Annotated in this window: 10 protein-coding genes; 5 read left to right on the top strand and 5 right to left on the bottom strand. The window is 45.2% G+C overall.

The window, feature by feature from the left end:
- Nucleotides 1-57: 57 nt before the first annotated feature.
- A complete protein-coding gene (locus PN498_RS11720) occupies nt 58-1,392 on the bottom strand; it encodes a hypothetical protein (RefSeq protein ID WP_272062953.1) in 1,335 nt (444 codons plus the stop codon).
- A gap of 210 nt (nt 1,393-1,602) precedes the next feature.
- On the opposite strand from PN498_RS11720, the gene PN498_RS11715 reads away from it, so the two are divergent.
- Together PN498_RS11715 and PN498_RS11710 are read left to right on the top strand one after the other, a co-directional pair.
- Nucleotides 1,603-2,241: a ParA family protein gene (locus PN498_RS11715; protein ID WP_272062952.1), complete on the top strand. Its 639-nt coding sequence runs from the start codon at nt 1,603-1,605 to the stop codon at nt 2,239-2,241.
- 685 nt (nt 2,242-2,926) lie between these two features.
- A complete protein-coding gene (locus PN498_RS11710) occupies nt 2,927-3,673 on the top strand; it encodes a hypothetical protein (RefSeq protein ID WP_272062951.1) in 747 nt (248 codons plus the stop codon).
- Between the two features lie 172 nt (nt 3,674-3,845).
- Here the strand turns inward: PN498_RS11710 and PN498_RS11705 are convergent, their stop codons facing one another.
- Together PN498_RS11705 and PN498_RS11700 are read right to left on the bottom strand one after the other, a co-directional pair.
- A complete protein-coding gene (locus PN498_RS11705) occupies nt 3,846-5,705 on the bottom strand; it encodes a hypothetical protein (RefSeq protein ID WP_272062950.1) in 1,860 nt (619 codons plus the stop codon).
- Between the two features lie 51 nt (nt 5,706-5,756).
- Entirely contained in the window at nt 5,757-6,092 is a 336-nt protein-coding gene (locus PN498_RS11700) for a helix-turn-helix transcriptional regulator (protein ID WP_272062949.1), read from the bottom strand.
- A 592-nt stretch (nt 6,093-6,684) separates the two neighbouring features.
- On the opposite strand from PN498_RS11700, the gene PN498_RS11695 reads away from it, so the two are divergent.
- The 3 genes from PN498_RS11695 to PN498_RS11685 all read left to right on the top strand — a co-directional run bounded on the left by PN498_RS11695 (nt 6,685) and on the right by PN498_RS11685 (nt 9,337).
- Nucleotides 6,685-7,305 carry a hypothetical protein gene (locus PN498_RS11695; protein WP_272062948.1) on the top strand — a complete coding sequence of 207 codons (621 nt, stop codon included), beginning with the start codon at nt 6,685-6,687 and terminating at the stop codon, nt 7,303-7,305.
- A gap of 333 nt (nt 7,306-7,638) precedes the next feature.
- On the top strand, nt 7,639-8,634 hold the full coding sequence (locus tag PN498_RS11690) for a hypothetical protein (protein ID WP_272062947.1): 996 nt from the start codon (nt 7,639-7,641) through the stop codon (nt 8,632-8,634).
- Between the two features lie 466 nt (nt 8,635-9,100).
- Nucleotides 9,101-9,337 (top strand): NfeD family protein, encoded by a 237-nt coding sequence (locus PN498_RS11685; protein ID WP_272062946.1) that lies wholly within the window; start codon nt 9,101-9,103, stop codon nt 9,335-9,337.
- Between the two features lie 144 nt (nt 9,338-9,481).
- Here PN498_RS11685 and PN498_RS11680 read toward each other — a convergent pair whose 3' ends face one another.
- Nucleotides 9,482-10,705 carry a D-alanyl-D-alanine carboxypeptidase gene (locus PN498_RS11680; RefSeq protein WP_272062945.1) on the bottom strand — a complete coding sequence of 408 codons (1,224 nt, stop codon included), beginning with the start codon at nt 10,703-10,705 and terminating at the stop codon, nt 9,482-9,484.
- A gap of 269 nt (nt 10,706-10,974) precedes the next feature.
- Nucleotides 10,975-12,135, bottom strand: coding sequence for a CHAD domain-containing protein (locus PN498_RS11675; RefSeq protein ID WP_272062944.1), 1,161 nt, complete (start codon nt 12,133-12,135; stop codon nt 10,975-10,977).
- Between the last annotated feature and the right edge of the window lie 375 nt (nt 12,136-12,510).

The following is a 12,510-nucleotide window of genomic DNA, read 5'->3' as shown; positions in this document are numbered from 1 at the left end:
GCCGTCAGATAGCCCATTCGCGTCAGTCTCACATAGCCGTAGTCGGTGCTACAGCTTTTACTGCTGAGCCGCTGCTGCTGCTCGAAGTCGCTCCTGCACTGCGGCTAGTAGCTGTTGAGCAGGTTCATAGGCAGTGGTTCCAGGTTCAACGCGGTTGAGGTCATTGACGATGCTTTGCAGTGCGCCCGCGTACCGAGCGGCATCCAAATTTTGCACTCTGTCTGCCAACTCTATATTTTTCTGCTGGGCGGACTCAAGGGCCTGTCGCGATCGCTGCTCTTTGACGAGCTGTTCCTGTATGACTCCCAGCTTGTTCTGATATTCCGCCAGCATTCTTTGTGCCTCGTTGTAGCCTGCGTCCTCCACAGGAACTTGTTCCAGACGGGCGATCGCTTGCTGCCAAAGTCCTGTAATACGCTCCCAGGTTTCAGCACTGTGGGGAGGATTTTGGGCTTCTTCAGAAGCAGTCCACGCAAATTGCTTTGCTGCATCGATTAGGGTTGACGTTCGACTGCCTCCAGCGAGTAGCCCCGACACTTGGTTAAAATCGCGCTGATAGGCTTCCAATCTCGTGGCTGCCATGCGACCTGCTAACGTCTCTGATGGAATTTCATTGAGCATGTCCAAGCCCGTCTGCCAAGCCGCCGCCGCATCTAACTTTACTGGAGTCTCGGTTGCTGACTGATACTGCTGCTTAGCGGTTTCAACAGCCGCCGTTCCCTGCTCTAAAAGGTCCAAGGCATTGTCTTCTTGAAACACCTTCGCCTCAATACGACCAATGTCCTTGCGGGCAGTTTCAAACTCGTCGTAGGTGAAACGCCAACTACAGTTCCACAGCGAACAGTAAGTGCGCGGATAGTAACCCAGGAACCAAACGGGTAGTTTATCCAGACTCTTTTGGGCCTGCTGAGCCCTATCAGCACCGAGTTCAATATCTTGAGCACTGGTGGCCTGATTAACTAACTGATCGGCTTGTTCAACCAGAGAAGTTGCCTGTCGATAGTGATGATCCATGCTCAAGAAACTGGGTAGCAAGACGATGGGGACAGTTCTGGAAACGGGCCATCGGATCATCGGATAAGGCAAATTTAAGACCCAGATGCCACCGGCAGTGATCGCGAGTCCAAGAGCAGTGTTGCGGATAACGCCCCAACGCCCTGTTCTCTGATTGACTCTCGCAGCCCTTCTGAGGACGTTGTCATCAAACTCCGGAAAAATATCCTCTAGTTCGGCCTTAATCTGGGCATATGTGAGAGGGGGACCGTCCTGCTGACGGAGTCTATTGAGCCGTCGCAGAATGATATCCCGACGAACGCCTTCCAATGGATCCTGAACTAGCCGCTCCACTTCCCTAGCGAGGATTTCATAGGCTTGATTATTTAAGCGCGACATGACTTTCGATTTTTCTCAGGAACAAATGAACTGGACACGGATAAGGTGCCCAATCAATAACTTCCAGCTGCGATCGCTCGAATTCGCACAAGCGTTCGGCTTTCTACACCTAACATAGGGAAATTGCTACTTCGGGGAAGTTAGCGCTCCGGAAGCGTTGTGATCTTGCGATCGTAGACAATAGTGATCAGGAAGCTGTGCAACTAATTCATGATTGTCACCGTCACTAGCTTTAAGGGAGGAGTCGGGAAGACAACAACCGCAATTCATCTGGCTGCTTTTCTACAGGGACATGCGGAAACGCTGCTGATTGATGCTGATCCGAACCGTTCAGCTCTAAGTTGGGCTAGTCGAGGAGAACTACCGTTTCCGGTAATCGACGAGTGGCATCCGGACGGATTAAGTCCCGAATTTCAGCACATTGTGATTGATACCCAAGCACGCCCCACTCAAGGCGATTTGGCGACCCTAGCGGCTAATTGTGATTTGTTGGTCCTGCCAACCACACCTGATGTTTTGGCGTTAGATGCTTTGGTATTAACTATCAATTATTTGAAGAGCATTCAGTCTGCTCGGTATTGCATTCTACTGACCGCAATTCCGCCCAAGCCTAGCAAGGCAGAAGAGGAAGTGCGATCGCTTTTGACAGAGGCTCAACTCCCCGTATTTGAAACCGGGATTCGTCGTTATGCCGTTTTTCAAAAAGCTGCAAAAAAAGGAGTACCCGCTTATGAGGTTAAAGATGCAAAAGCAGAAGCTGGTTGGCAAGACTATGAAGCTGTTGGTAATGAAATCCTCAAAATGGGCAAACTCCTAAATGGGTCGGATCCTTCTTTTTTAAATCCTTAATAGCCTACATTTAATTCGCACGGTAGCTAAGCACATCGAATACAAGTCGTCAGAAAAAGGACTTGAGGACAACCATAAGAACAGCTATTTTGTCATTCTACAAGCCGGATGACAACTTTAGAAAATCCAAAACATTTTGCATTTCAATGCTAGCCATTAAGCATTTGGAAACAATCGAACAAAATTCTGCAATAAAGATAAAATCAAACATAAAGTACTCTTAACTGAAAAAAACAGATTTTCATACAGCAAACCGTCGCAGACTTACAGTTCAAAAATATAGGTATTTTATCCCAGTAGAATTCTAACTATTCAGATAGAAAACAGATAAACGATCAAGACGCTTCAGATCGCTGAAAGCTCTACCCAAGACCGCCTTGACTGATTCTTAGGCTTCATTTTTTTACTTTAGAAGCTATCCAAAGAGAATCAAAAATTGAATAAACATATCGCTAATCGAGGGGTTAAACCCCTCGATTTTAGGAAAAAATATCGCTTTTTACAAAAAGGCAAGACAGCTCTATACTAATTAATCCATAATAAAAGTCTTTAAGGAGATGGAAATTCAAGTGAACTAGTTTTTTCTAGGTTGATTTATTTTGTTTATTGAACTATATGTTGGTCAAACGGTGAGAGGACCAACGTAGCTTATGACAAGGAAACCGTATGGGATAGGGCATCTACAATGCAGCGGATTTTGATCATTGCGGAAAATTCTTTACAGCAACAAAAGCTCTGTTTAGCACTAAAGTTCGATAGAACAGTTCAACTAAAAACTGCCAATCTTCGTCAGATTCATCCTAAAAACATTGAGGCTCTTAAAAGGTCAGATCTCATCATCTTAGAGAATAGTCGTGAACTCAGAGATATTAGTACATCCGCACATATTCTCCCCTCTTTGAAGGCGACAGGTTTACCCATTATTCTTCTGCCAACCGCAGGAGAGGCGATCGCCGCACCGGGAGTAGAGCCTTTGGTTTTGAATTTAAGTGAAGAAAGGGCCGCTCAGCCCAACTTAATTGCGCTGATAAATCAAATTCGCGCTCGATATAACACTCAAGAACAGCTCCAAAACGAAAAGATCGCTTCTGGGTCGCAACCTCTGCTGAGAGACGCTCAACGAGGTCTTGATTCAACGCCCGAAGTTGAAGCGCTTGACCTATTTCCAGTGACGTTGCAGCCATCTTACTCCCCGCCAAAATCGGATCCCTCGGGTAAGGTTGTTCACGCTCTGACTGCAATAGGGCGCATTGCTAACCAATTAAGGGAGCCTCTTTCAAATATGAATTTAGCCATCCATATGTTGGGCAAAGTGCAGTCTATCGAGGAACGCGATCGCTACGTCAGGCTTCTACGAGAGGAATATCAAAGAGAACTCCAGCTCGTTAACGAATTGGAAAACCTACAAACCAGCCTCGAAACCATTTTGTAGAGATCTGTGAGCAAGGTAGACCTAGACATAGGTATATAGCCGTCGTCGGCCCCGTCAGGACAAAATGATGAGCCCTCTAGTCAGGGGTTAAACGTCCATGCTTTGAGCACACAAGCCGATAGCAAAGCTATACAATGCGATTCAAAGCAATACCAAGCCTCACATTAACGAACTAGACGTCTGAAAAGTGGACTAATCCTTTTGTTGGAGGTGAGTCTGAGTCAGTGGGCTGAATCAGCACTTCGCTATCTGAGAATAGCGAAATGTTATCGGGAGTAATTTGCGATATGCCAAGCTGTTCGGGCCAAAAGAGAGACTGCTCATCAAGGTCACTTAAGATCTCTAGTTGAGGCGAATAGGATCCTTGACTCTGGGCAAAGGTTGTTTGCTCACTAGCAGTGAGTTTTCCCCTTAAAAGGAAGTCATGCACGTCCTCACCGCTCATAGTCTCAAAATACTGGATATCGATCACGACATCAGGTTCATGACTTCGAGTATCAGGATCGACTAACTGATCCAGCGACTGACCTCCTAAAGTGATTGAGATTGATTTAAGGGCCTCTAGATTAAGAAAGCCATCGGAAACAGCCAAATCAAAGATTGAGTCGTTGTCAGTGTCCTGAATCAAGCCAATAGTTTGATCGTCTCCAAATAGCGTGATTTCATCAATTGTGCCGTCGTCATGCGTGTCAGAAAGTTGCCCCCTCAAATCCCCGTTGCTGCCATAAAGGTAGATATCAATTCGATCAATCGTTTGATTCTGGTCGATATCAGAAATGAGAATTTCGATAACGCCGCTAGATTCTGAAGTAAACATATACCTCTGAATAACAGCACTATTGTTTTCGTCAAGATTAGACGAGGCTTCTACTGATGGGGGTTCAGGAAGGAGAGGAACCGCCTCCTCAGGAGGATAGAAAAACGAAGTTATAGCGTCAGGAGGTGGACTAGGAGTGATGGCGGGCTGAACTGGTGCCCCAACAGGACTATCCGGTGCAGGAGCAATAGCAAAATCAACGACTGGATCGGACGCTTCTTCAAAGCTTAGGATGTCGTCTTCATTGCCCACCCTTATCAACAAGCGTTGATCTGCCTCTGGGTTTTGCTCAGCTGGGTTTTGTTCAGCTGGGTTTTGTTCAGCTGAATCATCGGATGATTCTTGAATATTGATTTCGCGCGTTTGTGTCGCGATCTGATTAAGGGTTGCGTTACCGCTACTGTTGGATAATCTTTCGACTCGGTTTACAGGTGCAATTTCAAGGAACTTCGTCAAGTCAATGTGTTGTGCAATGAAGTGAGATGCGGCGTGATAGATGCTATAAACATTTACTCCTTCAATTCCTTCAATACTGCTCAGCTTCCCAGCCTCTAGAAAATTAATAAATTCTTCTAAAAGCTCCTGAGTGATTGAAAGATCATCAAAAATTTCCAGCTCTTCTGCGCTCGAAAACTTTTCATCTGTCAACCCTAAAGCCTTAATCAAGTGTTTATCAATATCACTGTGTCTATCGACGAGCGCTCTATTCTGTTCTTCAGGCGTAAACAAATTCCTGATGCTATCGATGAAGTCGTAGAGTTCACTTAGTTCTATGTCGAGAACTTCTTTAGTCAACCAAACAGACAAGAAGAAGATAAGGGATTCCACAGCCGCATTTTGAGCGCTGTAGTTGTTCAGGGAATGTTGGGTAATGACCTCTTCAACTGAGACTGCTTCTCTACCTTCAGCACTGAAAATATTTGAGAAGTACAGAAGTTTGATCTTAGGATCTCTATCGTTTTGAACGGGTTTAACATTTTTGCGTATCTTGTCGAGAATCGCCTCTGCCCGTTTTGGCTCCTTAATCCTGTTATGAATATGATTTCTTAGATTCTCCCATTCTTCAGAGAGCATCAAAATCTCGATCCGATTGGCTTCCAGCAGTGTCCAAAGGATATCTAGGCTCGTACTTTCAGACGACCCCTCATGTCCTTCAAGCCCTTCAATGAGCGTTTCTGCGTTGATGAAGTATCTATTATTGTGCGGTACGAACATTCTTGGAGGTCATCCAAAGTGAATGGGAGTCATAGCGTTCAACGATGTTAGTTAGCGATCGCTCCTATTGTTTTCCGAATCTCTAATAGCATCCTGATAGTCTTTCCGCAAAGCAGCAAAAGAGGTTTCGCTGTCCTGAGATAAGGGAGAGTTCTCGTTTTCCGTCAGTTCTTCAAACGAGCAATCAAGGGCTTGGCACAGCAGCTTAATCTGATAGAGCCACTTGCCAATGCTGCGTCCGTTCTCCCAATTGGCGATTGTGTTCTCAGTTACCCCGAGCTTATCGGACAGTTGCCTTTGGGTAATCTGCAAGTTTTCTCGTATTTCTTTTAGGTTTGGCTTGATTGAGTTGGGTTGACCCGAGTGTGCGTTGTCCAGATTACTCATAACCCCAATGTTCAGTCGAGTAGTTCAAAGTTAGCCACACTAAACAACAGTCGTAGAGACTAGCGATCGCCAAGCACTTTCTTCAAATTAAAGAACTGCCCTCTAGCAATCTAGTGCACCCTTGCATCAACCTTCTGCGAGTGAATTCTAGCTAACAGCTCCAGGGCTGACGCAAAACAGCAATGGAACGCTAGACGGGCAAAAGCCTTACTCCTTCGACTGGCAGCATGCGCTGAGTACTCTTCTCTAAATAAGTACCCCATTAGCTTACCCAATCATTTCTTTGTTGAGCAAGCTTTTTTGTAATAATAGTTTACCCCAAAACTTTTTGGGGTAAACTATTATTGTCTTAGGCTGGTCCGATAAGTCTCTATGACTCTGATCGCAGTGGCTAGAGATTGGTGAGTTTCTCCTTGGGCAGGGCCAGCCTTATCTCTGTTTGCTCACCAGACCTGAGGTAGACGAAGTTCAAGTCTGTTTCTTGTTGATAGGTTCGACTTTAATTGTTCTCTGCTGCGTTAATCCGTGCATTTGGTATTAGGGGATGTACTTTATTCCAAGTCCTCATTGTGTAATTCATGCTTTCACTCACATGGCCGAATCTACCGAAACCTTGTCGGTTCTAGACACTGAAAGTTTGCTCCCAGAGCAGGCTAATTCACCCACTAATTGGACTGAAAATTCGAGAACAGATGCTATAGGAAATACATTTTTACTGGATCTTTTGAACAAGCTTTCGTTTTCATTAAAGAACCGCTCTATATTTCTCAATCGCAACTTTGTTCTTCGCTCTAGATGGAAAGAAATTGGTGTCGCAACTTCCGATGGGATCGCTCATCTTTCCTTTGATCAACCCTTCAATGAGGATGTTTATTGGTTCAATAGCTCAAATATTATAGAGATTAATGAGAATCAGGAGTTACACCCTGAGTATAAATCTTCTATTTCCCAGAATACTTTTGAAGAGCCAGAGCTTATGATTCTTACCTCTAATGAAGATTATTTTCTAGTAGATTCAATTGTTGAGCCGAATAGTGCTTCATTCGATGAACCTAGTGAGTTCTGGGATTCTTTTGAGCATTCTTTAGAGACTGAAACAGATGAATCTCAAACTTTTTCAAAATCTCTTCCTTTCTTTCCTAATCGACTCTTCTTTTGCTCAATAACATTTCCACTTTGTCCTCGAAGTTCTACTGGAAATACAATGGTTTAATGGCCTAAAGGTTACTAACAGGGCTAGCAAGTTGTTTCTAAAGGTGGTTTGCCTATTGCCTTGAGTGAGTTAAGGAAAGACTTGTAGCTTCAAAAGAGTTCAGCATTTTAATCTTGAAAGTGTTTTTCTGAACCTATTATTGGTTAGATTTAGAACGCTTCAATTAGCCGGCATTTGTAATGCAAATGATGGCAGCCTTGAGTACTCCTGATAGCAAGACAGCGATCGCTGTGGCAATTTTCAGATGAGCTAAAGGCCCCCAAAAAACAGCACTACTCTTAAAGAGTACATCTAATCGCGAGTCAACATTATTCAATCTATGTCTTTAGTTTCATGGAAGATCTTCTCATTGATGTTTTACCCGTTTTGACATTTGAAACTGTCTCGCCTGAGCAGTCTACTACTCTACCCATTCACCAGACAAAATATCTTGCAGCAGAAAGTAAAGCTGGAACTTCATCCTTTTTTATTTCTCCACCGGATGAACTCACACTTCCTTCAAAAGACCCATTTGGCTTTTTCGACTACGACCTTTTGCTTCGGTTTCAATACGGTGAAGATATCGCAACCCCAACCGACACAATTGGTGATTTTTCTGTGGCTCAGTTCTTTGACGAACAATACTATTTGTGGCGCTATTCTGATGTGGCGGATGCGGTAGAGTCAGGGGAAATTGCTTCTGGCTATGAACACTTTATCAATCATGGCATTTCAGAGGGTCGCGATCCCAGTGTTATCTATTTAGAAGAATTTTATCTGTCGTTTCATACGGATGTTCAAGAAGCCGTTGATGATGAACTATTTGCGAGTGGCTTAGAGCATTACTTGACTATCGGCCATATCGAAAATCGCCTTGCCAGCATTGATTTCATTGCGCTGCACTATTTAATTGAAAACCCTGATGTTGCCGCTGCTGTCGAAAGTGGGGAGCTGCAAAGTGCATTTGAGCACTATGTCAAATTCGGAGCGGATGAGCTGCGCCCATCATTTGTTCCTTTGACTGACACTTCTCCGTTCGATCCATTTGATGTTTCAGACATTGTCCTGCACATTTTGCCCTCGGAGCTGTACAACGAAGCCTATTATCTGCGGACAAATGCTGACGTCGCTGAGGCTATTAATACTGGTCTTTTCGCCAATGGATTTGAGCATTTCGTCCAGTTCGGACAACAAGAAATCCGTAACCCTAGCAGAGATTTCGACCAAGGAGCGTATCTCATGGGTAACGCTGATGTCAAAGCAGCTGTTGAAGCAGGAGATTTCGAGAGTGGATTTGAGCACTACATGCAAATTGGACGGTTTGAGTATCGTTCTTTTTCGATTGTTTAACCCCAGTCTTCCTGTCCCCGGCTGAGCCGTCGCCAGTTCCGTGAGGACAAAACAGCAAGCCATCTAGCTATGGGTTAGCTACCCGAATGCTATTGAGTGCGCAAGTCTAAATGGCTAAAGCTATAGATTGCTGGCGGAACAATGATGAGATCAGTTTTTGATACACAGGTGGAATTGACTCAGTCATAAGTTTGAATCGATTTAATCGATTTATCTGGGTGCACCATCAAACTTAGTCTAGAACGCTTCGAAACCTATGCCCGTTCTATAAATTCAACTGGGAGTTAGCCCCTTATTTGATCATTATTTGACAATAGCCATTTGTCCTCTTAAATAATGACTGCTCCTAGTGAAGAGATATGGAGACTGACAAGAATGAAGGGAAATCTACTGCGTAAGTCCTGACATATTGGTAGCTCTATTGATCCTCGATCTAATCAACTTCCTGAAATTGTGCATAAGCATCATGAAACAAGTCGATACAGAAATCCTAAACAAAACAATGTATGGCGTCGTTGAGAGCTTAATTGCTGGCCCGATCCCTGGACGAGTTAGGGTTATGGGAGCGACCTGGGCTGCACGACTTTGCATTCCTGATTCACGCTACATTCTGGCACCTGGTACACCCGTCATTATCTTTGGCCGCCGTGGAAATGAGTTACTCGTGCTAACTACACGAGGGCTAACGGAAGTGACGCCCTAATGATGAATTAAAAGTTACTGCCTAAAGGACTGATTAACAGAACCAGGATTGATGCATGGGTTATTCGATTACTACAGTTGGTGTCAGGTAAGCATTGCCGTCCGTCTTGTGGACATCCTGCATTAATTCTAAGAACCAGTGAACCTACAACGCAGTGTTGCGGTCAGAATCTCCTAACTGGTAAGGCCATTCACCCATGATGACTTTAGGTTGAAAGGTTTCAGGGGGTGGGGCCTGTCCCCAATGTTGCTGTAGGGCAAGTAGTAGCGCGTCCTGTTGCGCTCTGAGCAGTTCCAGATCTCCCCCCCAATTTTGAATGGAGAACCAAACCGGACCGCGATCGCGCGTTGGAAAATACCCTGCTAGTGAACTCACAGTATTCAGCGTCCCGGTTTTTAGAGCTGCTTTATTAGGGAGTTCACGAAAAACGAGGGTGCCTTCATCCTGGCCGAAAACAGGCATCACGTCAGAAATAGACAGATTGTGTGTTCTCAACTGGCGCTGAATCTCTAGCAGAATAGCCACTACAGCACGGGGAGAAAGCCGATTGTCGACCCCAAGGCCAGAACCGTTAATTAACCGAATCTCTGCAATGGGCACTCCAGTTCTTTCTGCAGCCTTAGCCATTACTGTATCAATGCCTCCTGCTGCCACGGCGAACTGTTCAGCCATCTCGTTGTTGCTATAGATGTTCATAGCTTTGAGAAGCGGGACCAAAGGTAGCGACTGATGACGAATGAGCCATTGTGAAACCGTGACGCTATTAGGAGCGGAGACAGTGACTTCTCCCTCAATAGTCAACGAGGGCTGAGGTGTCTCTGAAGATAGCTGGCTATAGGCATACCCAGCATCGTTAGACCAGAGACCAGAATCGATGGCCTGGATAAAAAGTTCGCCAGATCGATAGGAATCTGGTTCGAAATTCATCGAAAACTCGCCTAGGATGACGAGGTTACCCGTTACTTTCTGGACTCCAAGTTGATTCAAGGCATTCCCTAGTACGATCGCCTCTTCCCAAACGAAATAAGGATCGCCCGTCCACTGAACGACAAGATCCCCATTGATGACACCGTTCTCCAGCGTGCCTGTGTGTCCAAATAGGGTCTCGAAGCGGTGGGTAATAGGCCAGGTTTCTAGTGCGGCTAGGGTTGTTGCCATCTTAGTCAAAGAGGCAGAAGACACAGGGCGATAGGGCTGATGGACTGCGATCGCAGTAGCCCCAGTTTGAAACCAAAGGCCCTGTTCTTCGACTGGAAATCCTTGACTCGCAAGGATGTTTAAGTAGTTGCGAACGATATCTTTGGCTTCTGGGTCAGGGGCATTCATGCTGAGCAGCCAAGGCGACTGCCAGCTGATCACTGTATCCATGGAAGGCCATGCTATCGAGTAGAAGGGCGTTACGGTTTTGGGTTGCTCTCCCAGCAACGACAATAGGCCAAACGCAAGTAGTGCTTTGTACAGCATTTCAGAAACGTGCCACACAACGGCAATGATCGTAGCGGACTATCGACGTTTTGAGATATTGAAATTTTGCTTCTACCCCAGAATGCTAGGTGGGCGTTTCCTAACCCACCAATTGACGTGGTTATTTCATCAAAAGGGTTGTTTGGATAAGTTAACGCTGAATCTTTATATCTTCAAGATGAAGTGGTATTTGAGTCAATGGCTTCTGACGCGGAAGGAATTTCAGAGCTTGAAACAGATGCAGATGGTGGCGTTTGCTCAACATCATTCAGGTCATCACCAGTGTCGTCTATCTGGTCGGACGACTGCTCAGGAACCCCGACCACTGCTAGGTGAGACATCTCCTCGGGTACCAAATGTGTAGATGATTCTAAAGTCTTACCTGGCGTAATCAAAATTTGGCGTAAGGAGTGTCGATTTGAGGTGTCGAGATAATACTGCTGAAGCGTTTGCCAGCGTTTCCAAGCTTGGTGACGACTGTCCGACACCAAGGATTTCAAAGTAGGCAATGCTGTTTGCCAATCGGGCATTACAGCTTCTAATGCAGCTTCTATAACTAAGCTATCTTGCAGCTTTCCGAGAGCTGATTGTAGTTTGGCTAGCTTAGATAGATGGTCTTTTATGCGATCGCCATAAAATTCCGAAACAAATGTCAGCTGATACCGTACTCGCTTCACCTGCTTTCTCAGACTGTGCAGCACGTCCCCCTGATCTGCTAAGAGTTTGTCGACCTGATCGCTGCTTAGGGTCGTATCGGGTTTGAGATCTTTCTTCGCCGGTTCTACAGCAAAGAACCAACCTGGATGTAGCCAAAGCTGGCTGATTGTGGGTAATGTTAGATCCGGTAATACCTCATAAATACTGAGCTCAGCCAAGGCATTGCATTTAGGCTTAGATGCCCATCGATACAAACTCCTTTTAAGATGGTTGTAGCGATCGCCCTTCAGCTTCGTTTTTGCTCGTTTGTAAGCTTTCTTTCGCTGCTTAAGGAGATGGTCAAAGATAGCTTCCAATGTGCGTCGTTCTGCACTTGGCAGATCAGGCGCGTACTGGTTTTGGAGTGTCTCAAAAATGACATCCAGATCACGAAGTTTGCCTAAACGTCCAAAAACTTTTTTTACCTGAGCTTCTTCCCCAGCTTTAGGGAGTACGATACCCGGCTTAAAGACCTGCGTTGCCGTTCTCAATCGTCGTAGATTGACCCGCATCTGATGCAGATCCTCAGGATCTTGATCTTCAATCACCAAATGTTCGTAACTTTCGGCTCGCTGCAAGCAATTGGCAACCTCTTCAGCAGCTAGCGTACAGATTGTTGAGCGATTTGTCGATTTCATTGAGCTACTCTGATTCTAAAGATGATGACAGGAAAGCACTAGTACACTGCGGCAGAAATAGACTCACCATTCAAAACACTGAGAAAGCTTATCTGCCTTAGCTTTGAATTTTGAATTCCGCGTAGCGGTACTAGAGCCATGAGGCTGATCAGTCCTATCTGTTCCTTAATCTAACTTTAATTCAACTCATCTAGAACTGCACGATTGGACCTGCAAGCGTTCGACTTTTGTCTGTTTCTCAGCACCCTCAAGCCTTAAATTCTTAGTAGGGTTGCTATTTGTCTTAACCTTATTGGGCAAAACTCCGCATAAATTGGCACCATACTCCAACGCAAATGGCGTCCCTTTTGCAGATACTATGATTGAACGATTGAC

This window comes from Oscillatoria sp. CS-180 (assembly GCF_028330965.1).
In the GTDB taxonomy this organism is placed as follows: domain Bacteria; phylum Cyanobacteriota; class Cyanobacteriia; order Phormidesmidales; family Phormidesmidaceae; genus Halomicronema.
Note: the sequence above shows the minus strand (reverse complement) of the source record. Positions and strands in the feature narration are given on the sequence as shown.